General features: G+C 75.1%; 24 protein-coding genes and 1 pseudogene. 18 read left to right on the top strand and 7 right to left on the bottom strand.

Features of this window, described 5'->3' with window-relative positions; genetic code table 11:
• Positions 1–163 precede the first annotated feature (163 nt).
• The 6 genes from ABTY61_RS22785 (at position 164) to ABTY61_RS22760 (ending at position 5343) form a co-directional block, all read left to right on the top strand.
• Positions 164–691, top strand: a complete 528-nt coding sequence (locus ABTY61_RS22785; RefSeq protein ID WP_350506873.1) for a hypothetical protein — start codon at positions 164–166, stop codon at positions 689–691.
• Positions 692–928: 237 nt separating this feature from the next.
• On the top strand, positions 929–1360 hold the full coding sequence (locus tag ABTY61_RS22780) for a hypothetical protein (RefSeq protein ID WP_350506872.1): 432 nt from the start codon (positions 929–931) through the stop codon (positions 1358–1360).
• A 754-nt stretch (positions 1361–2114) separates the two neighbouring features.
• Positions 2115–2600, top strand: coding sequence for a hypothetical protein (locus ABTY61_RS22775; protein ID WP_350506871.1), 486 nt, complete (start codon positions 2115–2117; stop codon positions 2598–2600).
• Between the two features lie 379 nt (positions 2601–2979).
• Positions 2980–3543: a hypothetical protein gene (locus ABTY61_RS22770; RefSeq protein ID WP_350506870.1), complete on the top strand. Its 564-nt coding sequence runs from the start codon at positions 2980–2982 to the stop codon at positions 3541–3543.
• Positions 3544–4384: 841 nt separating this feature from the next.
• The gene (locus ABTY61_RS22765; RefSeq protein ID WP_350506869.1) at positions 4385–4861 is read left to right on the top strand and encodes a hypothetical protein; all 477 of its coding nucleotides are present in this window, start codon (positions 4385–4387) and stop codon (positions 4859–4861) included.
• 77 nt (positions 4862–4938) lie between these two features.
• Entirely contained in the window at positions 4939–5343 is a 405-nt protein-coding gene (locus ABTY61_RS22760; protein ID WP_350506868.1) for a hypothetical protein, read from the top strand.
• Between the two features lie 256 nt (positions 5344–5599).
• On the opposite strand, the gene ABTY61_RS22755 is transcribed toward ABTY61_RS22760, so the two are convergent.
• Positions 5600–5950 (bottom strand): hypothetical protein, encoded by a 351-nt coding sequence (locus ABTY61_RS22755; protein ID WP_350506867.1) that lies wholly within the window; start codon positions 5948–5950, stop codon positions 5600–5602.
• A gap of 495 nt (positions 5951–6445) precedes the next feature.
• Between ABTY61_RS22755 and ABTY61_RS22750 the strand changes: the two genes are divergently transcribed.
• The 7 genes from ABTY61_RS22750 (at position 6446) to ABTY61_RS22720 (ending at position 9690) form a co-directional block, all read left to right on the top strand.
• A complete protein-coding gene (locus tag ABTY61_RS22750) occupies positions 6446–6718 on the top strand; it encodes a hypothetical protein (RefSeq protein WP_350506866.1) in 273 nt (90 codons plus the stop codon).
• A 1016-nt stretch (positions 6719–7734) separates the two neighbouring features.
• Positions 7735–7869, top strand: a complete 135-nt coding sequence (locus ABTY61_RS22745; RefSeq protein WP_350506865.1) for a hypothetical protein — start codon at positions 7735–7737, stop codon at positions 7867–7869.
• Between the two features lie 392 nt (positions 7870–8261).
• Positions 8262–8495: a hypothetical protein gene (locus tag ABTY61_RS22740; protein ID WP_350506864.1), complete on the top strand. Its 234-nt coding sequence runs from the start codon at positions 8262–8264 to the stop codon at positions 8493–8495.
• A complete protein-coding gene (locus tag ABTY61_RS22735) occupies positions 8492–8836 on the top strand; it encodes a hypothetical protein (protein WP_350506863.1) in 345 nt (114 codons plus the stop codon). Before ABTY61_RS22740 ends, ABTY61_RS22735 begins: the two co-directional genes overlap by 4 nt.
• The gene (locus tag ABTY61_RS22730; protein WP_350506862.1) at positions 8833–9024 is read left to right on the top strand and encodes a hypothetical protein; all 192 of its coding nucleotides are present in this window, start codon (positions 8833–8835) and stop codon (positions 9022–9024) included. The genes ABTY61_RS22735 and ABTY61_RS22730 overlap by 4 nt, the downstream gene beginning before the upstream one ends.
• Positions 9025–9120: 96 nt before the next feature.
• Positions 9121–9381: a hypothetical protein gene (locus tag ABTY61_RS22725; RefSeq protein WP_350506861.1), complete on the top strand. Its 261-nt coding sequence runs from the start codon at positions 9121–9123 to the stop codon at positions 9379–9381.
• A 117-nt stretch (positions 9382–9498) separates the two neighbouring features.
• The gene (locus ABTY61_RS22720; protein WP_350506860.1) at positions 9499–9690 is read left to right on the top strand and encodes a hypothetical protein; all 192 of its coding nucleotides are present in this window, start codon (positions 9499–9501) and stop codon (positions 9688–9690) included.
• A 390-nt stretch (positions 9691–10080) separates the two neighbouring features.
• Here ABTY61_RS22720 and ABTY61_RS22715 read toward each other — a convergent pair whose 3' ends face one another.
• The 3 genes from ABTY61_RS22715 to ABTY61_RS22705 form a co-directional block, all read right to left on the bottom strand.
• Positions 10081–10662 (bottom strand): hypothetical protein, encoded by a 582-nt coding sequence (locus ABTY61_RS22715; RefSeq protein ID WP_350506859.1) that lies wholly within the window; start codon positions 10660–10662, stop codon positions 10081–10083.
• A gap of 351 nt (positions 10663–11013) precedes the next feature.
• Complete coding sequence (locus ABTY61_RS22710; RefSeq protein WP_350506858.1) at positions 11014–11439, bottom strand: hypothetical protein; 426 nt, start codon at positions 11437–11439, stop codon at positions 11014–11016.
• Positions 11440–11505: 66 nt separating this feature from the next.
• Positions 11506–12084 carry a hypothetical protein gene (locus tag ABTY61_RS22705; RefSeq protein ID WP_350506857.1) on the bottom strand — a complete coding sequence of 193 codons (579 nt, stop codon included), beginning with the start codon at positions 12082–12084 and terminating at the stop codon, positions 11506–11508.
• 389 nt (positions 12085–12473) lie between these two features.
• On the opposite strand from ABTY61_RS22705, the gene mobF reads away from it, so the two are divergent.
• The 5 genes and pseudogenes from mobF (at position 12474) to ABTY61_RS22680 (ending at position 22191) form a co-directional block, all read left to right on the top strand.
• Positions 12474–17270 carry a MobF family relaxase gene (gene mobF, locus ABTY61_RS22700; RefSeq protein WP_350506856.1) on the top strand — a complete coding sequence of 1599 codons (4797 nt, stop codon included), beginning with the start codon at positions 12474–12476 and terminating at the stop codon, positions 17268–17270.
• Positions 17271–17433: 163 nt separating this feature from the next.
• The gene (locus ABTY61_RS22695) at positions 17434–19281 is read left to right on the top strand and encodes an amino acid adenylation domain-containing protein (RefSeq protein ID WP_350506855.1); all 1848 of its coding nucleotides are present in this window, start codon (positions 17434–17436) and stop codon (positions 19279–19281) included.
• Between the two features lie 17 nt (positions 19282–19298).
• Positions 19299–19559 (top strand): annotated as a pseudogene (locus ABTY61_RS22690) (WhiB family transcriptional regulator); the annotation flags it as partial.
• Between the two features lie 270 nt (positions 19560–19829).
• The gene (locus tag ABTY61_RS22685) at positions 19830–20480 is read left to right on the top strand and encodes a hypothetical protein (protein WP_350506854.1); all 651 of its coding nucleotides are present in this window, start codon (positions 19830–19832) and stop codon (positions 20478–20480) included.
• A gap of 631 nt (positions 20481–21111) precedes the next feature.
• Positions 21112–22191: a beta-ketoacyl-[acyl-carrier-protein] synthase family protein gene (locus ABTY61_RS22680; protein WP_350506853.1), complete on the top strand. Its 1080-nt coding sequence runs from the start codon at positions 21112–21114 to the stop codon at positions 22189–22191.
• Here ABTY61_RS22680 and ABTY61_RS22675 read toward each other — a convergent pair.
• The 3 genes from ABTY61_RS22675 to ABTY61_RS22665 all read right to left on the bottom strand — a co-directional run bounded on the left by ABTY61_RS22675 (position 22130) and on the right by ABTY61_RS22665 (position 24692).
• Complete coding sequence (locus ABTY61_RS22675; RefSeq protein WP_350506852.1) at positions 22130–22882, bottom strand: hypothetical protein; 753 nt, start codon at positions 22880–22882, stop codon at positions 22130–22132. The two genes, ABTY61_RS22680 and ABTY61_RS22675, sit on opposite strands and share 62 nt — an antisense overlap.
• 71 nt (positions 22883–22953) lie before the next feature.
• Positions 22954–24402, bottom strand: a complete 1449-nt coding sequence (locus ABTY61_RS22670; protein ID WP_350506851.1) for a DnaB-like helicase N-terminal domain-containing protein — start codon at positions 24400–24402, stop codon at positions 22954–22956.
• A complete protein-coding gene (locus tag ABTY61_RS22665; protein WP_350506850.1) occupies positions 24399–24692 on the bottom strand; it encodes a hypothetical protein in 294 nt (97 codons plus the stop codon). The genes ABTY61_RS22670 and ABTY61_RS22665 overlap by 4 nt, the downstream gene beginning before the upstream one ends.
• Between the last annotated feature and the right edge of the window lie 430 nt (positions 24693–25122).

The following is a 25122-nucleotide window of genomic DNA, read 5'->3' as shown; positions in this document are numbered from 1 at the left end:
CCCGGGCCGCCCCGCACCCCACCCCCCCCCGGGTGCGGGGCGGCCCCCGTCCAACCCACCAATGCCACCTGGCAGCCCCACAGCCCCCGGTTGCGTCCCGCGCGGCGCAGCCGGGCCCCGCAGGCCGCCCGGCACCGCCGACCGCCCCTTGCAGGAGCCCGCCATGAACGCCCCCGTCCCCGCGTCCGGTATTCGCACCGGTTTCCGCCTCACCACCGTCACTCGCGCCATCATCACCGAGAGCCTGAACTTCGGCCTCGTCCTCGACGCTCTGGACGCCGCCGTCGACGACCCCGCTCTGAAGAACCGCACCCTGTGCGTCTGGGAGGTCCCCGGCACGGGAAAGCCGGGCGCCCTGGACGCCACCGTCCAGGACTGGCGTCTGGTCACCCTGGCCAACCCCTGCCCCCGGCGGTACCGCACCCTGCACGACGCCGGGTGCGACCCGCAGGAGCAGGGCTGCTGCTCCTGCGAGCGCCGCACGCCCGTCGCACCCGGCGCCTGGTGCGACTTGTTCGCCGGGCTGACCCTCTCCCACCTGTTCCACCTGGCTCCCAAGACCCGCGCCGAGCTGAGCGCCCTGCGCTGGCCCTTCCCGCCCGACGCCGACCGGTGGACCTACCCGGGTGTGGCCGACACCGTCCCGCACGCCACCCTGGACGCCACCCACGTCACCGCACCGGCCCACTGAACTCCTGGCGGGCGCAGCCGCGCTGTGCGGCCGCACAGCGCGGCTGCTGCCTGTCCCGCCCGGGTGATGGAGGCCCCCACCGGCCGGCCGCCGACAGGCCCGGACCGGCCGCGCGTCGCCCGTCCGGTATCGCTCGCCCGTGCGCCCGGACGAAGGTGCCCGCAGCCGCTGCGTCCCGGCCGCTGCTTCGCAGGCCTCTATCCCACTTCTACCGCCTACTCAGGAGAAGACCCCGTCATGACCGGTACCGAGTCCACCGACCTGGAGACCACCGCCAGGCGCCTCGCGCCGACACTGACCACCATCGAGGAGGAGATCACCCTCCTCGCGTCCTACCTCGGCCCCAGAGACAGCCTGGACCGCATCACGCTCCGGCTCATCCCCCACCAGAGGACCCCGTGGACGACACTGCTGCGCCGTCACCTGGTCATCGTCGCTGACCTGATGGAACAGGCCACCGCCGGGCTGGACATGATGGACCGCTACCGCCAGCTCCCGGGCGTCCCAGCCTCGCAGGTCCGCTGCGGCCTCGACAGTGTCAAGACCATCCTCGACGAGGCCTACCAGGCTGTGTGCCGCCGCTCGCCCGACGAGAGCCTGGACGCGGTGGACGAGGTGCTGGACACGATGCGCCAGATCAACCAGATCCTCATGCAGCACCGCAGCTGACCAGGATCCACAGCACGCCCCGTACTGCCGGACACCGCCCTGGCCACCCGGGCGGCTGGCGCCCACCGACCGCCCTGTTGACCCTCCTCTCGTCTTGACTGGCCCGTTCCCGTCGATACCGTCCGTCGTGTTCCGCCCTCCGGTCCCGCCCGATGCCGACTGTTGAGCACCCCGCCCTGGTGTTCCGGCCGGTACCGGGCTTCCCCGCCGGGGCCCCGGCGCCTCCCCACCATCCCGCTGCGGGAGGTTGAGGCAGGGCCCGGCCCGGCCGCCCCACGTACCCCACCCCCCAGGGGCGTGGGGCGGCCCCCGCCCCGCCCGGTCCCGGCGTCGGGCCGGGCCAAGACACGGGCCGGGGCGGGGCGGGGTCTTGGAGGGCCTGCCTGGACCCATCCCGACGGATTCCTCGAACGGTCAGTGGAACGACCGCCTCGCCGCCCCCATCGACCCCCGCCGCGAACACTCCACCGGCAACTGCCCCTACCTGCCCGGGGCCCGGACCGCCGCGACCGGTCACCCCCGCTGTCACGCTGTGTCCGTTCACAGGACCGCCCCCCACGTCCCGGGCGGCCCCGCACACCACGCCCACGGGTCCGTGTCCCGGGCAGCACAGTGTCCGGCAGGCCACTTGACCACGCCATCGAACTGGCTAGCTTCCTCCCCGGCACCCGCCGGTCGGCGGTGGCCGCGTCCCGGCCGGGCCTGTGCTGGGTTCGCCTTCCCGATCACTCCCAAGCCTCTCGGAGGACAAACCGTGACCAGTACCGACACCATCGATTTCGAGAACGTCGCCGCGTGCTTCCTGACAGCGGTGGACACCATCGAGAAGGAGATCATGGGGCTCGCGTCGTCCCTCGGGTTCTTCGACGACCTGGACCGCATCACACTGATTCCCGACCGCCACCAAACGATCCCGCACACCGCCTCGCTGCGCCGCCGCCTCGCGATCGTCGACGACCTGCTGGAGCAGGCGGGCGCCGGCGTCCTGCGCAGGGAGCTCTCCCAGCCGCTGCCGGGATCCTCGGCGCTGGCGATCCTGGCCGTCATCCACGAGGCGAAGTCGACCGTCGAGCAGGCCCACCGGGCGGTGTGTGCCCAGGTGGAGCATCCGGCCTTGCGAGAACTGACCACGGCCGCGAACGCGATGCGGCAGGTCAACCGGGCCGTACTGGAGTCCCCGCGGCTGGCCGAACAACGCGCCGCAGCGGCGGATGCCGTCGGTGAGGCTCCGCAGAGCTGACAGGCGACAACAACGCCCTGCGCCCCGACCTCCCGGGGCTGTCTCCTTCATCGGCTCGTCACGCGGCGGGCCGATAGCCCTCGCCCACCAGACGGCTGCGCCGTCGTGCCGCCCCCGGCGGCCCGGTTCCCGATACCGCACCCCCGGGCTGCGTGCCGACGGGTCCGGCGGGTGCCGGCCCTTGCCGACAGCCGCCGCCACCCCTGGGGCCCGGCCCCAGGACCCCCGGCCACCTGCGCGCACCGCACCCCCACCCACAACACGACACCCTTCTTGACCGGTGGTCCACCACGGCTGCCTTCCACCCCGGCTTCCCTCCTGGTCGCGAGCCTCACCGACCTATCGACCATCCACTCCCGCCCCGAAACGGAGACGACCCGTGGACCCGGTCCGCATCCACACCCAACGCATCCTCGGCTGGACCCTCACCCTCACCACCAGCCCCACCGCTTTCGCCTCCCTCACCCTGCACCGCCCCCACACCCCCGACCCCGAACCCGATCCATGGCGACGCGCCCCGCAACCGGCCGCCGTCCTCGATCTGACCCTCCACTGGCGCATGGACGACCTCGACAGCGAGTTCCCGCCCCTGCAACGCGCACCACGCCCGCTTCCCGCCCGGCTGCGGGCCTGGCTGCGCCCCCACCCGTCCACCACAGGACGCGGCGAGCGCATCCGCGCGTTCGGACCATGGACCGCCAGACCCCTCCCCACTGTCCACGGCCTGAGCATCGAACGACTGCCCGAACACGACTGCCCCACCCACACCCTCCACCTCTACGACGACGAGGACCTCTACGACCACGGCTGCCCCGAACCCGACAAGACCTTCCCTCCCGCACCGACCCCCTGCACCTGCCCCCGCTACCTCGGCTTCCTGAGCGTCAGCGCCAGCCGCCCCGAGCGCCACCCCACAACCACCACGGACGAACCCCCGTTCTGACCCGCTCCACACCCCCCAGGGCCCGCACCCCGCCGACCGGCAGGGGCGGGCCCTGACCTGTGCCCCCTCCCGCGCCCGCTGCCCCGGGGCGAACGCCCCCACACCCCACACCCCTCGCCGCACCGACCGCCCGTCCCGACACCCGCACCTGCCGCGGACGGCCACCCCCCGGGCCCAGTCGGACGGCTCCGCCCGGCCGCCGCCCCCGAACAGCCAGCGGGATGACTGTCCCGCCCCCGTCCCTGCGGGCCATGCCCGTACACCAGCCCGGCAAGCGGCTCGCCTTCGAACGTCCCGGGGGCGCCAACTCTCGCCGTCCGGGGGGCGCTGGAGTCCGGCACCGACACGCACCCCTTCGAGACCCCGCCCCGCCCGGCCACCAGGACCCGGCCCCGCACGTTCGCCCGCGCGTGGTCCGGACACCAAGCCCCGTCCCGGGCCAGGCCCCACGGCGCACCCACGGTCCCACGCTGCGCCCACCTTGCCCGCCATGCCGGCCGCCGCCCGTGCCCACCGGCTGTCAGGACAAGCACCCGGGCCGAAGCCACCACGGCCGACCCCTGCCCCCGGCCCGGCCGCAGGACAACCCCCGAACCCCACACCACCACCGCCTGCACGGAACCCAAGAACATCCCCGCCTTGACCGGCCGTATCCCGTGGCTACCTTCCACCCCGTCACGAGACCCCGGCACGCCCCAGCCCCGGGCCCGGCCACGCAGCGCCGCCCCGGTGGACACCCACCCGCGGCCCACGCCACCACGGGCCGCCCGGCCACCGCACCCGCAGCCCCCGGCCCCGGGCCTGCCCAGGTCTCCCCACCCCGCCCACGGGAGAACCCGCCATGCCCACCCACGCCCTCACCACCACCCTCACCCGCTACACCATGACCCCGCTGCTGAACATCGCCACCGGCCCCCACGGCTGGCCCGACCACCATTTCGGCTACCGCCCCGGCCACACCCTCGTCCACGCCGCCGACCCCCGCACCCTCACCCAGCCCCTCACCTTCACCCTCGAAGCCACCGACCTGTACGAAGCCATCACCCGCGCCCACACCATCGGCCGCCGCCTCACCACCGACCTGAACCGCAACGCCTGGCCCCAGCACCTGCGCCACCTCGTCACCGGCGACGTCATCGCCATCGCCCGCCAAACCAACCCCCAGGAGCCCCACTACTACGCCCTCGGCCCCTACAGCACCGCCACCGCACTGCCCGGCATCACCCCGCCGCTCCCGCTCGCCCTGGCCATCCGGCACCCCTTCACCCGCGCCCGCCTGATCAACAACCGAGCCCTGACCACCCACCAAGCCCTCTGACCGACACCCCACACCCCCCGGCGGCCCGCCCTGACGACGGGCCGCCCCAACCCGCCCCAGAACAAGGACCAAACACCATGACCACCGACGCCCACGCCCGCTACCACCACGCCCTGCACGCGGTATCGGCAGCACAGACCGCGCTCAACTCCACGCAGGCCCGCAGGCCCGCGCTGACCGGCGACGGTGTCCAGGACACACAGCCCTACCTGCTCTGGGCCGCCGACATGACCAGCGCCAGCGACAAGATCGCCGATGCAGTGTGCAAGCTCGCCGACGCCAAGGAAGCAGCCGCTCTCGCCACCCAGCCCAGGCCGACGCCATCCGGAACCAGGCCAACACCGCCCGCGCGCAGGCCCACGCCATCTTCGGCTCCACCCTCACCGCGATCCGCGCAGCCGCCCTCGACCTCCACACCCAGGACATCGCACCGCACTGACCACCCCGTTATCTTGGGCGGCCCGGAGCCGTTAGCCACATGAGGAACAGCGCCCGTGGACCCTTTTGGCTAACTGATATCTGGGGGCTCATGAGGCACACGCCGCACAGGCCGAGGTCAAACGTTTCGGTCGAAACGTTTGGAACGTCCGTGCGATGAGTTTCGACCGAAACGCTTCCGCGCGAGCTGACCTCTGACAGCCGATCTTGACGACTACTCGTTTCCTGCCACCTGATCCTGACCAGTGCGCTCGCTCGTACCGGATCGTTGGTGTCGGCCGCTGTGTTGACCCGGCCGCGCTACAGGCTCATCGGGTCCACCCCGGCGAGTTGGAGGTTGAGCCAGCTGGTGAGCAGGGCGAGGATCGCGGCGTGCCGCGGGACGTCGTACTGCCGCAGCAGTATCCAGGCGGCGGTGCCCTCGCCGGCCAGATGGAGCCGCAGGACGCGCTGGGCCAGGACGGCGAGGGCGTCGCCCTGCCGGTCGCCCACCGCGACGACCTCGCCGCTGGGCAGGGCGTTGTGCAGCAGCGCCTTGCAGGCGACCTCGATGGCGCCGCGCAGGGGCTCGCCGTTGCGCTCCTGGCGGATCAGGGCGAGGACGTGCTCCGTCGTATTGCTGTTGCCGGCGTCCGGTCCGGTGGCGGTCATTGCGGCCACGTGGGGGACGGCTCGACGCTGGCGAGGGAGGACTGCTGTATCGACGAGCCGAGCTTGGAGGACGGCCGCCTGCGAGGGAGTGAGAGTGGGCACGAGCCGGAGCGTAGCGAGTTCGTATGCCGGTGGTACCGCGACTGTGGACCGGAGTGCCTCATGTACCTACAAGGCGGTCATGGGGCTGATCTGCGAAACCACCATCCTCACCCCAGATAACGGCGTCGCCCCCACGCCCGCGCACGGCCACGCCCCCTTGCCCGCCCCCGCATCGGCGGGCAAGGGGGCAGCCCCGGCCCGGTCGCCCCGCACACCCCCGGCGGCCCCCCCGGGAGTGTGCGGGGCGGCCCACCCACCCAGGTCCCCGGCCATCCTCCGGCCGGTGATCCCTTTCCCGGCCCGAGCCCCGCCGTTGTCCGCGAGTGTCCGCCCGCGGACCCGACACGGCCCCGCCCGTCACCAACCACCTGCAACCCGTCCAAGGGAGTTCCCATGTCGCGCCACGTCATGCCACTGTCTGCGGCCGCCCACCTGGAATGGGGCTACAACCGGCCCCTGCACAACGTGTTCGCCCACCTGGTCGTCGACGGGGAGTTCGTCGACAACCGCGGCCTGGACCGGTTCATCCCGACCGTCAGGGAACTGATACCCGCGATCGACGCCATGATCGCCGAGCACCACGCCCCCGCCCTGACCGAGGTGGACCGCGCGATCATCACCCACCAGCTCGTCCACGACGGTGCCGACATCGGCACCCCCGCCTGACAATCCCCCCGGCCGTCACGCCGGTTGACCGACCCCTGTGGGCCCGCCCTCCACCAACGAGGGACGGGCCCACAGTCCGTCCGGGCCGATGATGACCGGGCCCGCGCTACCCCGGCTGCCGGCTGTGTCCCGGCCTGCCGCGACTGGCCATCCCTGTCGCCTCCCGCCACCGGGCTCCGGACGGGACCCACACACGGCCACGGGCCGCGTCCCAGGCCGTGCCCGGCAACGCACCTGACCACGCCATCGGGCTGACTGCTTCCGCCCCGGCACCAGACCCTGGGCCCCGCGCCCCGGACCGTGCTCGCAGCCGCGGCCCCAGGGCCGACGGCCGCGAGGGCCCACACACAGGGCCCGGCCGCAGTCGCCACCGCCCACCCGGCCGCCCGACCCCGCCCCGGGCTCAGCGTCCAATGCCCTGGCTGTTCTGGTCCGGGGTTGACTGGCCGTGTCACGCCGTTATGGTCCGGCTCGTTCCTCCCGGTACCGCCCGCAACGGTCGTTGAGCAACCGGCCGTTGCGGGCTTCCCCGGGAGGGGGCGTGTCCTCCCCGTGTCCCGCGCTGCGGGTCGAGGATCCCTCCTCCCCGGGCCGCCCCGCACCCCACCCCCCCCGGGTGCGGGGCGGCCCCCGTCCAACCCACCAATGCCACCTGGCAGCCCCACAGCCCCCGGCTGCCTGCCCGGGGCCCCGGCCGCCGCGACCGGTCACCCCCGCTGCCACGCTGTGTCCGTTCACAGGACCGCCGCCGCCCGCCGCCCGGGTCCCGGGTGGCCCAACACGGCCACGAACCCGCTCTGCCGTCTCGGTTGCCGTCTCGGTGGCTGCGCCCGCCGCCCGCTTCCCGGGCTGCTGTTGACCGGCGTGCGCATGTCGTTACCGTCGCTCCGGCCACCCCGGGTCCTGCCCGCCCCGGCCAGATCCTCCGCTCCCTCAACCCGCTCGGCGGCCCCACCATCCGAATCGTCGCAGAGCCGATCAGCACCTCGGGGCTGTACGGCTTCGGCAAAGTCGACGTGGAGACTGTCCGCCGCGACGGCACCGGCTACCGGCGTCGCGCGCTGGAAGCCACCCAGCTCCACGACAGCTCGACCACCAACACCGGCCAACCCCGCCGCACCGGCTACGTGCTCGTCCGAGACAACGCGTGACGGTCATCCCCTGGCTGGTCCTGGCCGGCGCCCTCCTCGGCGCCGGTCTCACAGCCACCCTCCTCGCACCCCACCCCACCCGCCGCTGACTAATCGAGGAGAGAGCCGTGGCCACCACCGCCCCCAAGCCATCGCCCTCACCCTCCGCCCTGGCAGCTTTCCCGTCGTCGTTGCCGCCGTTGCTGTCGGCACTGGCCGCTATCTCGGTGCTGGGGGGTATCGCCGCCACTGTCCCCGGTTGTCCACCGGGGTCGGGCAGATTCCGCTTCCGGGGTGCCGGGGTGACCGTTAGCCTGCCCATCACCGGACCTGCCCGCACCCGCCCAGCCCGGCCGCTTCGGCCATACCCGTCGCCCCCCGGGGGCGCCTGACACCACGCCGGAGACCTGGGCATGAGTGAGCCCACCGCCCGCGAGAGCCTCGAAGAGCTCCTCCACGGCTACCGGCCCGAGACCGTCAAGAAGCATCTCGACGGGATGAACGCCGACGCCTACCGCCTGGCCGCCGACGCCCTGGAAGCCGGCTGCGCCCCGGACCGCGGCCCCGAGTACCGCGAAGGCGTCGACTGGGCCGTCGCCACGCTGCGCTCGGCCGCCGACAAGATCGCCGCCGGTGCCCGCCGGTGACCGCCACCCCGACGCCCGCCGACGACACCGGCCTCGACCACCGCGAGGCCAGCCTGCGCACCGCCCTGGAGGAGGCCCGCGACACCGTCCTGCGCGCCGAACGCCGGGCAGAGCGGGCTCGCCGCCTGGGTAACGACCCCGAACCCGCCCGCGCCGACGCATACGCCGCCCAACTCCTCATCCAGCGCCACCGCGCCGAACTGGAGGCCATCCGCTTCGAGCGCGAGGACCGGGCCGCCGCCCGCGGCCCCGCCCCGTCACACGCCCCCGGCACGACCGGCACGACCGGCACGACCGGCCCGACCCGACCCCACACCACCACCGAAGGCAGTGCCCAGTGACCCACAGTCAGACCTCCCCGCCCCAGGACACCCCCGCACCGGGCACGACGACCCCGCCCCGCGACCCCGACTGCACCTGCGGCTGGTCCCCGACCGTCGGCCGGATCTGGTGCGAGCACTGCCGCACCGACGGCCCCCAGCCCGGCACCCTCGCCGACCCCAGCACCGCGGCCGAACCGGCCCGCTGACCCCCAGCACCGGCCAAGCCCCCGGCGCCGTCACCCGGCACCCGTCATCTGGCGACGCGGGGCCGCCCGCCACCGCCGACACGGCAAGAGAGCAGCATGGACCTGGTCCTGTACCACCGCACCGACAGCGAAGCCGCCGCCGCCATCCTCGCGTCCCGACGCATGGTCTCCCATCACGCATCGGGACTGATCTGGTTCTCCAACCGGCCTGACGACCCCAACGGCACGGACTACGGCGACACCCTCGTCACCGTCCGCCTACCCGCCGCAATCTGCCGCCTCGACCAGACGCTTCCCCACGGCGAGAAGCACTACACCGTCCACGCCCGCGACCTGAGGCCACACCACTTCGACTAGCGCCCCGAGCCAGCCACCCATCGGCGGCCCTGCAACGCCGCCGACCCCAGGACACGAACCCCGTCCCTGCCATCCACACCGGTCCCGCCCGGACCGCCTGCAACCCTCAGGACACCGATGCCCGACACCCCCGCACCCGACTGGTACGAACGCCTCAGGGCCGAACTAGACGCCCCTGGCCCCCGCCACTTCGCCAGCGCCGACGTCACCGCTGCCCTGGACGCCTTCGACCGCACCCGCCACATCCCCACCCCCGCCGCAGACCTCGACGACGGCGAGAACACGTCCCCACCGAGACCGCCGACGTGAAGACCGGCGGCAGCTGTTCGACCTGGTCGACCCGGCCACCGCCGGACGGCTCTCGGCCAGCCCCGGCCCTCCTCACCCCTGCCCCCCTCGACGCCAATCGGCCGGCACCCCCGGCCGCCCGGCCACATCCACTCCACCTGCGGCCCCGCCAGCATCCCCACACCCACAGCGCCACCCGCGGCCGCACCCACCCCCAGCCCCATCCCGGCAGGCCCGGCCGCCCCTGCCGCGCCCCGATGCGGCGCCCGCGCCAGGCCGCGCCGGCAAGCCCCCCGACCCCCCCGGCCCGCACCACCACCACACATGCCAAGGGCCCGCCCCCGGAACACCCCGGGGGCGGGCCCACACGCACTTCCCACCACCACCCCCGCACCCGGGGAGCCAGCACCGTCACCGCGGCGAAGCCACCGCCCCCTCGGGCAGACCGGCACGAAGAACGACCTCGTTCACACCCCCGAACAGATTCCGCGGATCCGACACGAACACCGCGTCCGTTCCCCGCAGCCGCTGCTGCTCCCGACGGAAAGCGCCGTTCAGGGGCACACCGAGATACCCCTGCACCATGCCGTCGGGCAACGCCGGGTCAACAGCACGACCATCACCACCGACACACCACGCGTGCTCGAACACGACGAACGGGACAGCCGAACGCGCCAGAGCGTACCCCTCGGCATACACCAGAGCACTGCGCTCCGCGTGAGCACTGGCCGCTTTGAAACACCGCCCCGGCTCCTGCCGCACCTCCCCGGTCCAAGGCGCGGGGGAGTAGAAGACGCCATGCTCGGCCACCAGGTCCGCGAAACCCGGATACGCCCACGACGAATCGCCCAGGGCGAGCTGCCGGTACCTCTCCAACCAGGACAACAACTCCCGGCGCACCGCCGGGCCAAGCTCAGCAGACGGGGACACACGCACGAAGGACACTCCCTGACAACTCTCGATCCGGGCGAGGCCAGCCAGCACCGTACTCACGGGACCAGACCACCGCCTCCAGCGGTGCGACCGTACCGAAGCCCCCCGAACAGGCAACCCGTCGTCCCGGCCCCGGGCCAACCCGCCCCCGACAAGCCGCCGGCCCCGCCCGCTGCGCCCCGGCCCCGGACCGGGAAGGACCCGCACACCGCCGCCCCACACGCTCCCGCCACCCGCCCCTCGACAGGCCACCGGCCCCGCCCCGCCGCAACGGCCACCCCCCCACAGCCACGCTGCGCCCGACCACAAGGCCGCCGCCCGACACCCGGCACCGGGCGGGCCCCCACACAGCCACGGGCCCGCACCCCCACACGGGGTACGGGCCCGTCGCCATCGGCGGCCGGGACCGCCTCACGGCCCCGGCCGCGGCCGCATCCACGGCACCGCCGGCGCGCCGGGAACACCCGGAGGCACCACCGGGGCAACCGGCACGACCGCCGCCTCCTGACCCCCCGCCACCGGCCACCCACCCGGCCCCGCAGCCGCCGCGTACCCGCCCCCCACAGCCGGCCCGCCCGACCACCCCCCACCCTCCGCCACCGCACCCGTGAACCGCCCCGGCACCGCGGCCTCCACGAAGAACACCAACACCACCCCCGACCCCACCACCACACTGGTGTTCTCACCCACCAGCACCACCACATCCCGGCCCGTCACCCGCCGGTACGACACCAGCCGCATCCCGTGCACCAGCGGCCCGTCCGGCCCCTCCTCCGTCACCTCCAAGACCCGGCCAAGCCACGTCGGATCCAGCTCACCCGCCATCACCTCAGCCACCTGCGCCACCACACCCCCCACCCCGCACCGACCCGCACCCGCCCCGCACCCGAGCGGCCGCCCTCATCACGCCCCCGCCCCGTCCGCACCAGGCCGCGCCCCCGCCCAGGCCCCGCCCGCCCCCGCGCCGGGCACGCCCGCGGCAGCGACCGAAGTGACCGAAGCCGGCACAACCCCCCGCGCCCCGCCCCCCGGCCCCGCCTCCCCACCCGGCACCGCGCCAGGCACCCGCTTCGCCCCCTGCCCCTTCACCCACGCCACCATCCGCCGCACCTCACCCAACTCCACACCCAACCGCTCGGCCACCTCCCCTTCCTTCACCCCGAGCCCCCGCATCCGCGCCGCCACCCGAGCCCCCCGCTCCCACCCCTCCCGCTCCTCCCGCACCCGCTCACCCTCCAACCCCTCGATCTGACGCGCCCGCTCCTCCCGCACCCGCACCAGCTGACGCTCCCACTCCACCTCCACCCTGACGATCTGACGCCCGATCCCCTCCACCGCCTTACCGGTGCTCTCCCGACCGGCCAGGAACTCCTCCGCCGCTTCCAGCAGCTTCTGCTCCCGCTCCAGGAACCTCACCCGCAGATCCCGGGCACGCTGGCGCGCCGCCACCGACGCCGCCGACTTCCGCGTCGCCACCGCCACCACCCCGCTCCCTCACCCCGGCCCCACCGGCCCCTCACGGACCGACAGCCACCACGCGACACCCACCCGGGGCACCGCCGACCCCACGCAACCCCCACACCCGCCCCACCCCCAACCCGCCCCGCCCCCGGATCCCGCAGGACGGAATCCGCCGCACCGCCCCAACGAGAACTTCCCACCCGACGACACACCCCCTCACCCCCCTCAGCTCTCCACCACCACCGCCCCCCACAGCGGGCCCACCACCCGCGGCCAGCGCGAACACCGACGGCGGCCGTCACCGGCCAGGGGTGCGGGCCCCTCGCGCCACCGTGCGCACCGGCGTTGGCGAGGGGGTCAAGTTCCTGACAGCTCTTGCATCTTCGGCGGGCCGCTTCGACGGTGGGGCGGTGACCGTGGACACGGGCAGGCTCACCGCCGGGGACGGCTGGCGCTATTTCGCGCGCCAGATCGCCACCGGGGACGAGCTGCGTGTGGGCGGCCGGGACCTGGCCGAGCACCAGAGGACCGCCGGGATTCCGCCCGGCCGGTGGGTGGGCCGGGCGGCCACCGTGCTGGGCGTTGCGGGAACGGTGACCGAGCCTCAGATGCGGGCCCTGTACGGGGAGGGCCTGCACCCCCGGGCCGAGGAGATCACCGCCGAGCGGCTGCGCGCCGGCGACAGTGCGCGCAAGGCCGTGCGCGCTGCCCGGCTGGGCGCCGCGTACTACCAGTTCGGCAGCACACCGACCGAACTCGCCACGGCGATCCAGGGGAAGATCGCCGCCCTGGAAGCCAGGACCGGCCGGGCGGCCACCGCGAAGGAGCAGCAGCAGGCGCGCTGGAGCGAAGGCGCCCGCGCCTTTCGCGCCGAGTACCGCAGGGACCCCAAGAACGGTGCCGAACTGGGCCGCTACATCGCCCGCCAACTGCGCCCGGCGCGCCAACCGGTGGCCGCCTGGCACCCCGTCTTCCGGCCGCCCTCCAGCGTGGACCAGCTGTGGGCACTGGGCGACGAGAGCGTGCGCGCGGCGGTCGAGCAGGCCCACGACGAGGCCATCGCCATCACGCTGGCGTGGATCGAGGACCACGCGCTGGCCACCCGCTCGGGCAAGGGAGGCATCGCCCAGCAGGATGTGCCCGGCGGTCTGGTCGCCGCCCAGTTCCGGCACTTCGACAACCGCTGCGGCCAGGCGCTTCTCCACGACCACGTGCTGATCGCCAACCGGGTCCAGGCCGCCGACGGGCGCTGGCGCACCATCGACGGACGCCTGCTGCTGGCCCAGATGGTCGCCGCCTCCGAGCTGTACAACGAGGAGGTCCTGCGCCGGATCTGCACCAGGCTGGACCTGGCCGTCGAGGAACGGATCCCGGCGCCCGGGCGCAGGCCCGTGATGGAGATCGCCGGCGTCGACCCCGCCCTGTACGGCGCCGACGGCGTGCGCGCCCGCGCGATCCGCGAACGCCTCGAGCAGCTGGCGGACGACTACCGGCAGCGCCACGGCCGCCAGCCGGACGCCAAGACGCGCATCGCGCTGATGGACCAGGCCGCCCGCCAGACCCGCCCCGCCAAGAAGCAGGCCAGGCCGCTGCACACACTCCTGCGGATCTGGCGCCACCAGGCCGTCGAAGCCGCCGGCGAACAACGCGTCGACGACCTGCTCACCACCGCCCGCACCGCAGCCCGCAACCTCCACGGCGACCAGTCCCCGCCCGAACTCGACCTCTACCTCGCCGCCCGCGACGTCGTCGGCGCGGTCTCCCGGCACCGGGCCGTCTTCTCACGGCGCCACATCCTCGCCGAGGCCCGCCGCTACACCACCCGCACCACCCGCGGGCGCGGCGGCCAGGGATGGGCCGAACGCATCACCGACCACGCCCTGGCCCGTGTGTGCGTCGACCTCACCCCACCCGACATCAACCCGCCCTTCGCGCCCCTGGCGCGCCCGGACGGCACCAGCATCTACCGGCACCGCCAAGGCGAGCTCTACACCACCCGCGCCCTGCTGGCCGCCGAGGACCGCATCGTCGCCGCCGCCCGCGCCCGCATCCCCGCGGCCTGCGACCACGCCACTTTCACCCGCGTCCTCGAGCGCCATCAAGGGCCCCTGGACGCCGGGCAGAGGGCCATGGCCGAGGCCTTCGCCACCGCGGACCGGCGCCTGGTCGCAGCGATCGGCCCCGCCGGCGCCGGCAAGACCACCGCCATGCGCCTGGCCACGGCCGCGATCACCGCCGCCGGACGGCGCGTCATCGCCCTGGCCCCCTCCGCCCGCGCCGCCCACGTCCTGGGCACCGAGATCGGACACGACGCGCACACCCTGCACCTGTGGCTGCGCCGCCAAAAGCTCGCCGACCACGGCCGCCTGGTCCTGCCCCACGGCGAGCGCCTGCGCCCGGGCGACGTCGTCCTGGTGGACGAGGCCGGCATGGCCGCCACCCTCGACCTCGCCCAGATCACCGCCCGCGCTAAGGACGCCGGCGCCCACGTGCGCCTGATCGGCGACCCCTCCCAGCTCGCCGCCGTCGAATCCGGTGGCGCCCTGCGCCTGCTGCAGACCGAGGTCGGCGCTCTGCACCTCACCGCCGTCCACCGCTTCCGCACCCGCGGGGAAGCCGACGCCTCCCTCGCCCTGCGCGACGGCACCCCCCACACCGCCTTCACCTGGTACCGCGAGCACGGCCGCGTCGCCGGCGGCACCACCACCGACATGCTCGACGCCGTCTTCACCGCCTGGCGCACCGACCTCGACGCCGGCCACCACACCCTGATGATGGCCCCCGACCGCGACCTGGTCGCCCGCCTCAACACCCGCGCCCAGGCCCACCGGCTGGCCCGCGGCGACATCCGCCCCGCCCGCCTCAAGCCCGCCGCCCGCCTGCGCGACGGCCACCTCGCCCACCCCGGCGACCTCATCGTCACCCGCCGCAACCAGCGCACGCTCGTATGCCGGGGCGGCAAGGACTTCGTCAAGAACGGCGACGTGTGGTGCCTCGCGGGCTACACCCGGCGCGGCGACGCCATCGTGCGCCACACCGGCCACCACGGCCGCCTCACCCTGCCCGCCGACTACCTCACCGAGCACTGCGAACTCGGCTACGCCTCCACCATCCACCGCGCCCAGGGCATGACCGTCGAGCGCTCCCACGCCCTGCTGACCGCCCGCACCACCCGCGAGGCCGCCTACGTCGCGGCCACCCGCGGCCGGGCCGGCAACCGCCTCTACATCGCCCTCGAGGACGACCAGGACCTCGGACGCGTCCTGGAGCGGATCGCCGCCCACAGCGCCTACTCCAAGAGCGCCCGCCAGAGCCTGCGCGAGGAACAGCAACGCGCCTGGGGCATCGTCCAGTTGGCCGCCGAGTACCAGGACGCGGCCCAGCGCGCAGACGAGCTGCGCTACCGCGCCGCCGCCCACCAGACGCTGGGGCCCGCCGCCGCCCGCCTCGACTACGACGGCGCCTTCACCGCCGTCGCAGGCGCCCTCGCCCGCGCCGAACAAGCCGGCTTCACCCCGGCACGGATCCTCGCCGCCGCCCACGCCGAAGGCACCCTCACGGGCGCCGACGTGCCCGGCGCCGCCCTGGCCTGGCGCATCGACCGCCGCGTCAAGGCCGCCCGCGCCGCCGAAGCCCAGGCCGACGCCGACCCCCACCCCAACCGGCGCCTGCTGCGCGCCCTCGACGACGCCCAGCTCGAACGCCTGGCCGCCCTCGCAGCCGACCACCGCGCCCGGGCCCTGACCGAACTGCACGCCGCCGACGCTCAACTCGCCTCCCAGCCCAAGCCCGTCACCGCCCATGGGCGCCGCCACGCCCCCTGGCCCGAACGCCCCCACGGCCCGCTCACCGCACCCGACCTCGCCCACCGCCTCGCCGCCACCCGCCGCACCGCGCGCCGCGCCGCCGACGAAGGCGACCACCGCACCGAACTCACCGCCGCGCACACCCTCGCCGGCCTGCGCGACGAACACCGCCTACGCCGGGCCATGCCCTGGCGCGACCGGGCACGGGAGGACTACCAACGCCGCCAAGGCCACTCCCCGGCCCACAGCGCCGACCCGCCGGCCGCCGCCCGCGAGCACCTCCACCGCGCCCGCCGGCGCACCGAGGCGGCCCACCACGCCTGGCAGCGCGCGGATGCCGTCACCGCCCGCATCCACGCCGAACGCCGCCTGCGCCACCGCCTGCCCGACCACCGGGCCCACACCAAACCCGGCGGCGACCTGCCCCACTGGCTCACCCCCACCGCAGCCCTGGCCGACCACCTCACCCCGGCCCGCTGGCGCCACCACCTCACCGAGCGCCGCGACATCATCGACCGCCACCTGGCCGCCCGCGGCGCCCAGCTCGCCGCCGACACCCCGCCCTGGGCCCGCCCGCTCGGCCCCCTCCCGCCGGCCCAGGCCGGGGCCGCGCTGCGCGCCGACTGGGAACGCACCGCCGCCCTCCTGGACGCCTGGCGCGCCGTCAACTCCGTCCCCGACACCACCCCCGGCCTCGGCCCCCGCCCCGAGGACCCCCTCCAAGGCGCCGCCTACGACAGCCTCGAACAGCGCATCCACACCCTGCGCCACCGCATCCGCACCGCCCACCAGCACCGCCACTTCGGGCCCGGCGACCTGGCCCGCCAAGCCCTGGCCCACTTGGCCCGCCTGCACCTGCTGCGCGCCGCCGCCGCACCCCACCCCGACGCACCACCGCGCCCGGCCGACCGGCAGCCCGCACCCGCCGCCGGCCCCGCCCGCCTGCCCGCCGTCCAGCCCCTGCTGCCCCAGGCCGAACGCCTCGCCCTCGCCGCCCTCGCCGCCGCCCTCACCGACACCGCGGCCCCCGAGGAATGGGTCGAGCAGATCCCCGCCCCCGACGAGGACGACACCGCCCAGCAGCACCTCTACCAGCGCCTGGTCGCCGCCATCGCCGACTACCGCATACGCCTGGGCATCACCGACCCGCACCCCCTCGGCCCTGCCCGCGAGGACCACACCGCCGACGAACGCCAGCACCTGGCCCGCGCCCTCGACCTCTACCAGCGCGCCCGCATCGACGACCGCCTCCATCTGCTGCGCCTGCGCCGCGAGGCCGACCGCCAACGCCTGCAAGCCGCCGCCCAGCAGGCCGCCACCGCCTGCCCGGCACCCGCCCGGCCTGCACGCCCCGGCTCCCCGGGGCGCCCGCGCCGCCCCGGGCCGCGGCGCCGCCGCTGACCTGCCCCGGCCCGCCCGGCGCGCTGGCATCCCGCCCCGGGGGAGGGGCCGCGCGCCGCTCCCGCGCACCGGGAGCGCGCCCCCGCCCAGATGGCCCACCCCGGCCCGCCCCCCGCAACCTCGGGGGTGACCGCGGCCCCCGGCAGCAGAGGGAAACCCCACCATGGCGGCGCCAGCACAACCCCAGCCCGCGCACTACGCGCTCACCAGCGTCTACACCGACTACCGCCTCGCCGGTGCCGAAGGCCCCACGCTGCTCACCGGCGACCCGTTCCTCGCCGCCGAGTTCTTCCTGCGCCACGACCGCGCCGGCCACCTCGAGGTGCTCACCGACAGCGCCTTCGACGACGGCCGGCTGACACCGTGCCAGCCCGCCGAGATCCTCGACCGGGCCCTGCGCGAGCTCGCGCACGACGACCCGCGCCGCAGCCTGCTCGACCACGCCCAGGCCCAGTGGCTCGAACACCGCCTCTACCCGCCCGGCGACCCGGCGGAGTGGGAGGACGACGAGCCCTCCTGGGAACGGGCCGGGACCGCGTGGGGCGCCGCCTTCGGCCCGCGCCTGCCGCTTCCCGAGGCCCAGGTCCTGGACCGCCTCGCCGAGGCGGCCACGCCCGGTGGCGAGGGACGGCACAGCTTCAGCTGGTCGGCATTCGCCGTCACCCGCGCGATCCGCCAGGCCGGCACCCCGGCGCCGCAGGCCGACCCGGCCCTGCTGCGCGCCAACGCCCAACTCCTGGACCGTGCGCCGCACCGCGAGCCCGCCGTACGGGCCGCCGCCCAGTGGTACCTGGAGCAGCTGGCCGCCACCGGCCCGCTCAGCGCCCGTCCGCCCGCGCCCGCACCCGCACCCGCGCGCGGCACCGCGCCCGGCCGCGACACAGGCCCGGACCCGGACGCCGCCGCTGCCGCCGACGACCCGGTGGACGCCCGGGCGCTGCTGGAGGACGCCGCCCGCGAGGCGCTGGACCGTTGGGGATTCGACGAGACGACCCGCACCCGGCTGGAGAACACCGTCGCCCGCACCCGCGGCAGCGTCGAGGTGCAGCTGCCCGCCCAGCCCGCGAGCGACGTCCAGGCCGCGCTCCTGTGGCGCCGCATGGTGCCCTCCGCAGCCCGGGACGGCCGCGACTGCGACGAGTTCCTCAACAGCGCATTCGACTACGCCGCCCATGCCCGCCGGGAAGCGGAGGCCGGAACGAGGTCCGCCGGCGACACCGGGAGCGTGCGGGCCGCCGAGGAACTGGCCTACGAAGTGCAGGGCCGCCACGCCATCCTGGGCCGCCTGTACGCCCTGGCCCGCGCCGAGAACGCCGCCGACGCACTGGAGATCCCCATCCACGACGCGGCCCAGCGCTCCGCCGAAGCGGCGGGCCGCTCCGAGCAGGAACACGGCGCACAGGGCTGGGAGGCCCACGCCGCCGGGCAGGCCGCGCTCCTGAACACCTACGACAGCGCCAGACGCGTCGTGGACCAGACCCTCGAGCAGCAGCGCCGTACCGTGCGCGCCACCGTGGCCGCTCACATCCCCCGCCCGACCCACCACCTGTACGAAGACCTGTTCCGCGGCGTCGACGCCCGCACCCTGACACAGGCACGCACCGCCTACGCCGCGGCCAGCAACCAGCTCGACCACCTCACCGCCCGCGCCGCCGACCCCTCCGAGATGCACCGACCCAGCAATGAGGACCTCGCCGCCGCCCGCGAACTGGCGGCCAAAGCCCAGCAGCGGTGGGAGGACCTGCAAGGCCGCGAATGGCCCGCCGCCCAGGCGGCCATGCGCGTACTGCGGGCCGTGATGGACCTGCCCGCCCCCCGGCAGCCGGCCGACGACGGACTCGAGCGCCTGGCCGCACACCGCCGCACCCTCACCGAACGCCTCACCGAGAACCTCAACCCCGCACCGCCCGCACCAGCGCCCGTGGCGCCGGCACGTGCGTCCGCCCACCCGCAGGCCCGCCAGCAGACGGCACGCCCGGCCCCTTCGGCACCCCAGCGAGGTGTGCGGTGACCGGCCCCCACCAGGGCGTGCGCGCCGCAGACTGGCGCCGCCGGGCCCAGTGCCGGGAGGAGGACCCCGAGCTCTTCTTCCCCTTCGGCCCCTCCGGCACGGTCACCAACCAGACCAGCCAGGCCAAAGCCGTCTGCAAGCGCTGCCCGGTACGCGCCGAGTGCCTGACCTGGGCTCTGGAGACCGGCCAAAACTGCGGCGTATGGGGAGGTCTGGACGAAGACGAACTGTGTGCCAGCCGCCGGCGCGCCGCCCGCCGCAGGAAGCGCGAGAGCACGGACAAGTCCACTCCCGGCAGGACCACCGCCCCCCGTCCGCAGAGCCCCCAGCCCACGGCACCCGCCGTCGGCACGCCCGGCTGACCCCGCCGCCGCACCGCGCCACCCCGGGTGCACCGCGCTGCCGTCCACTCGAGCCCCGCCCGCCCTACGGAGCCCGCCCGCCGCGCGATACGGTGTGCATCCGACACCACCCCAACCACCCCAGCTGCCACAAGCGTTGGCCCGCCACCGGGCCAAGGGGAAAGCCGCGGAGCAAAGAGTGCGACCATGACTGCCCAGCACTACCGGCGCCTGTACGGGCACGCCGAGCTCCACGCCGTGCACCTCATACGCTGCGCCAGCGCGGGCCGCCCCCTCCTGCCCGCAGCCGACGAAGCCATGGCGCTCCTGGCCGCGCAGCATCCTGCGCTCACCGCCCACGACGCGGCCCTGGCCACCGTCGGAGCCCTCGCCCGCCTCTCCTACGCGGCACTGAGGGCAGCAGCCCCCGACCCCCGGGAGTCGGCTGCCGACCGCTGGCCGCCCGTCGCGCCCTGCGCCCCGGTGCCGGAGCAGGCACGCGCGATCACCGCGGCCCTCGACCGCCACGACTGGGATCTGCTCGCCGTCGGCGCCCATCCCCACTGCCACACCAGCGTAGAACTGGCCCGCCTGGCCATGGCTGAACAGCTGCCCACGGGCAGGCCCCTGCACGAAAGCGCCCTGGGCCCGCTCGTGCGCGCGCTCGCCCACGGCCCCACCCCTCACGCCGCGCTGATGTCGGTGCTGTCGGCCGCCGTCGAACTGGCGCTGTCATGCCTGTGCGAACTCGTCGTGCGCGGCGCCCCGCGCCAGGGCGACGAAGCCACGCTCGCCCGGCTCCTCGACGACTTCGAGCTCCACAAGGTGACCCACACCGCCGGCACCGCACCCGCCTGACACCCCCGCCAGCCGTATCCGCGCCCGAGCCGCAGGGCCCGCCCTGCGACAACACCCGCCGGACGGGGCAAGGACCGCGCCGCCGCCACCAACCTGCCTTTCACCAATAGGACATGACGGCCCGGATCACACGCACGGCAGCGGCCCGCCGCGCATACCGGCCGGTACGAATGCGCTCTTGTGCCCCCCGATAGCGTGAATCAGACCAGCATCCATGCCACTGGGGGACGAGGATGTCGCGCAGCCATGCCGCCCTGGCCACACGGACCACGCGCGCCCACCACCCGGCGCCGCGGCGACCCCGTGCGGCCGACCGGAACCCTGCCCCGGCGCTGTGTCCGCGCCCACCCGGCGCCGGCACGTCGGCCCCGCGTCCCCCCGGGGCCTTCCGACGGCTGCCCGAACCGGCCGAACGCACCAGCCCTCGGCCAGGCCGCGCCCCAGCGGCGCCTAGGCGCCGCTTCTCCCGCTAAGCCCCCTGCACCACCCGTGCCTGCGGTCCCGACCGGAAACAGCAGGCACGTTCTTCCACGCGCCCCCTTCCTGCCCCGCCGCAGGAAGCGGGCCCCGCCAGCCAGGTGCGCGGCCCCGCCGCGTATCGCCGGCCATCCCCCGAAGGACACACACCCCCGTGACCGCCCCAGCCGCCTACATCACACGCCCCGCCCTCGTGCGCGGCCCTCACGTCGTGCCGGCCTCCCAGATACGCGACGACATCCTCGCTCAGGACCCCGACAACCCCGACGCGGACAAGATCAGGAGGGCGACGGCCAACCTGCCCGGTACCCGCCGCTACTTCCACGACTACACCTCCGTCACCGCCGAGCGCACCGCAGCCGAACGCAAACGCCACGTCCTGGACACGCTTCTGCCCGCAGCCGAGGAAGCCGTCCGCCAGGCCGTCGAAGCCGCCGGCCTGCGACCGGAGCAGGTCGACTGCCTCATCGTCACCAGCGCCACCGGCGACATGCTGCCCGGCCTGCACCAGCACCTGCTGAACACCCTCGGCCTGCGCCCCGACACACGGCTGCGGGCCACGGCCCAAGCCGCCTGCATGGGCGGCGCCCTGGTGCTGATCACCGCGGAGGAGTACCTGGCCCGCCACCCCGACCACAACGTCGTCGTGGTGGCCGCCGAGCACCTGTCCTCCATCCACCAGCGCAGCAGGACGTCCCTGGACGACCAGATCTTCAAAGCGCTGTGGGGTGACGCCGTGGCCGCGGCCGTCGTCGCCACCCGCCCGCTGGGCCGCGAGGCGTGTCTGCGCATCGACCACAGCAAGGAGATCACGCTGCCCGGCACCCTGCACCGCTACCAGAAGGAGACCGACTACTTGGGCGACCACTTCGCGAGCACCCGCGACTCCCTGCGCTCCGTCAGTGACCTGACCCCTGCGCTGCGCACGTGGCTCGACGACGTCGCCGCCGGGGGACTGGACTTCGGGGTCCTGCATCCCGGCGGGCCGCAGATCCTCGCCAAGCTCGGCCGGGCCCTGGGCGTCGACGAGGCGTTCACCGCCCACTCCGCCGACGTCCTGGCCCAAGAGGGCAACCTCGGCGGCGCAACGATCTTCTCCGTCCTCGACCGCACCTACGCCACCGCGCCCGCCGACGGCGCCCGCGGACTGGTTTTCGGCCTGGGCCCCGGCGTCACCCTCGCAGCGCTCCTGGTGACCTGGACCCAGCCGGACACGGCGCCAGCGCAGGCATGACGAGCGGCGCGGCAGCCCGCCCCACCGGGCACCGCGCCCCTTCGGGCCCCGCCATCCTGTGCTGCGGCTCCCGCACCAGCACCGCCGCCCCGGGAAACGCCGGTCGAAAGCCCGCCCGCCCGTACGAGCGGGCCAGCTGCGGCGTGGCGGGCACTGCCGCCAGCCCTACCCGCTGTTCATCGGCCCAAGCCAGCACCGCGAACACCAGCTCCCGGGTGGCCTGCCCGTCTCGCCCGCCCGCCAGGCACGCCACCTCCGCCCATGCCCCGTCCCGCCGAAGGCGGCGCAGCACACGGCGCAACTGCGCGCCCGCGGGCGCCGCCCGCGCCAGGAAGGCCAGCTGCCACACCAGCAGGCCCGCGCCCGCGTCCAGGCCCGCCAGCGCGCCCGCCGGCGCCGAGCCGCCGCCCGCGCCGGCGGCACCGGCCAGCGCCCCCGCCCCCACGAGCGGCAGCAGCGCAACCCACAGTCCCAGCACGGCCGCCGGCAGCGCCACCGCGCCCCGCAGCACGCGGCGCCCCCACGCCCCGTTCTGACGCACAGTCACCGTGGCCGGACCCACGGCCAGGACCATTCCCGAGACCTGCTGCAGGACGGCCTGCACCAGCCAGAAGGGGACGAACAGGCGCCACAGCCGGCACAGGCGCGCCCCGGGAGGGGCGAAGGCGTTCGCGAGGACGGCGGCGAGCACGGGAAGGTCGCGCCAGCGGGCCCGCAGCCGAGCGGGGACCGCGGCCGCCGTGTGCCCGGCGGGTCGGCGTGTCACCGGGCCCACACCACCGGGCCTGTGCTCTGCTGCGCGAGCGCGAGGCGGGCGGCCTGGGCACTGGCGTGCTGCAGGTGCCCGCGGGCGGTGCCGATGACCATCCCGGGCGCGGCGGTGGGGTCGCTGGCGGCCTGGGAGATCGCGCCGGTGGCCGAGCGCACGTGGTGGCGGATGCTGGCCACCATCAGCTCCTTGGCGCCTGATCGGGCCAGGCCGGGCCGGCCGCGCTGGCTGATGGACCACACCGTGTCGGCGTCCATCGCCCGCGGGTCGGCGCAGCGCCGGTGGGCGTCCCAGACCACCAGGACAGGGTCGATCGTGCCGCCGGCGTCGACGGCCTGCACGATCGCCGTGTACAGCTCGGCGCGGCCCGGCTGGGTGAAGTCCTGGGCCTGCAGCCAGCGCATGCTCTCCAGCTGGCCCGGGTCGCGCAGCAGCGAGCCCAGGACCGCGTCCTCGGTGGAGGCCAGCTCGGTGCTTCGGGGCCTGGCGGCGGGCGGCAGGCTGGCCCCGGCTCCTTCGGGGCGGCCCATCGCCTGCTCCCACCGGTCCTCCAGCCGCTGCAGCAGGGCGAGGGTCTCGTTGATCTGGGTGGAGGCGGCCAGCGCGCCGGGATGGTCGAGCGTGCGCTCGACCATTTCGCCGCTGGCGGCGACCAGGCGCTGGATGCTGGACTGCAGGACCCGCTGGCCGAGCTGCAGAGCCTGTTCGGGGTGCGGGACCCGGTGAGCTCCGGTCAGGTCGCGGATCTGGTGGGCCACCACCGGCCACCACTGCTGCGGCGTCCCCCATTTCTCCACCGCGGCCTTGTGCTGCAGCTGCTGGTACAGAAGCTGCGCCAGGACCTGCGGCCGGTCCTCGGGACGGCGGATCGTCACGGCCGGGTGCGAGGCCAGGCCATCCTCCACCAGCAGCCGGTACATCTGCCCGTAGGCGGGGTCGGCGAAGTCGGTGGCCTTGATCCGATCCTTGAGGCGCGCGGCCTCCTGGGGGCGGGCCAGCACCGCCGCCAGCACCGCCCGCTCCGCCAGCTCCCCGCCCGGGCCGAGCGTGCGCTCCAGGCTGGCCTGGGCGACCACCCTGCCGTAGGCGGCGGCGTTCGCGGCGTCGGGCACGTTGTGGGGCAGCGGCAGCGAGGCGACGTACGCGGCGACCTCCTGCCAGGTCTGGGCCGACATCGGCCAGCCGTGCACGGCGGCGGTGCGGTAGAGCTGTCCCAGGACCGCGTGCTGCAGCGCCGCGCCGCGCAGGTGGGCGGGCTGGGCCAGGACGTCGGCGCGGGCGTAGAGGCCGTGGTCGGTCAGCGCCCGGTAGATCTCCCGGTCCCAGAAGCCCTCGAAGTCCTCCGCCCGGATCCAGTCGCGTACCTGCAGGGCCCGGCGCGGGTCCTGCAGGATCGCCCCCAGCAGCGCTGCCTCCGCGTACGCCGACGCCGGGGTGCTCATGCCGGGTCCGCCGTGTCCAGGGCCTGTGTGGCGAGGGCCCAGCGGCGGGCGTCCTCGTCCAGGACGGCGCACGCCGCCTCCTCCAGCGGCTCCCAGCAGTCCTCGCCCGCGCGCCACCACCGGTCGAGGTAGCGCACCGGGGCGCCGGTGAACTCGCCCAGCACGGTGGCCTGGCCCTCGTCGAGAAGGCCGCGCATCTCCTCCAGCCCCACCGGCTGGGAGCGCAGCCGGTCGGTGCGGGCGGCGGCGAAGTCCGCCAGCGAGGAGAGCTGATGGTCGGTCAGTGCCATGTGCGGGGCCTCCCGGGTCGGCGGCACGGGATCGACAGCGCCGCCCGGCCCCTCCGGGCGGAGGCCGTCGAAGTACCTGGGCCTATCAAAGGCACCGGGGCGGCCGGAGCCCGGGGCTGCGGAGGGCGGTGATCCCGCCTGCCGGGATCCGGTGCCGTCGTCTCCCGTGGGCCGGGAGGCACGGGGCGCGGCGCGGCGCGGTGCCGGGGTGCCGGGGTGCAGTGTTGGACGCGATCCGGCCCGCCCTGGACCGGTCCCCCTCCCGGGGCGGCGGCCCCCCAGTGCCGGCCGCCCCGGGATCCAGACACAGTGCGGCAGGAGACGGGCGTGAACCGGGACGACGTCGGTGACGAGGAGTGGGACGCGGTGCTGGGACGGCAGACGCAGGAGGGCGGGGCCGACGACGAGGACGGCTACGAGCACCGGCAGG

Origin of the sequence: Kitasatospora sp. NPDC096128 (genome assembly GCF_040303105.1) — a bacterium.
GTDB lineage: Bacteria > Actinomycetota > Actinomycetes > Streptomycetales > Streptomycetaceae > Kitasatospora.
The sequence above is the reverse complement of the archived record's forward strand: the minus strand, read 5'-3'. Positions and strand labels throughout refer to the sequence as shown.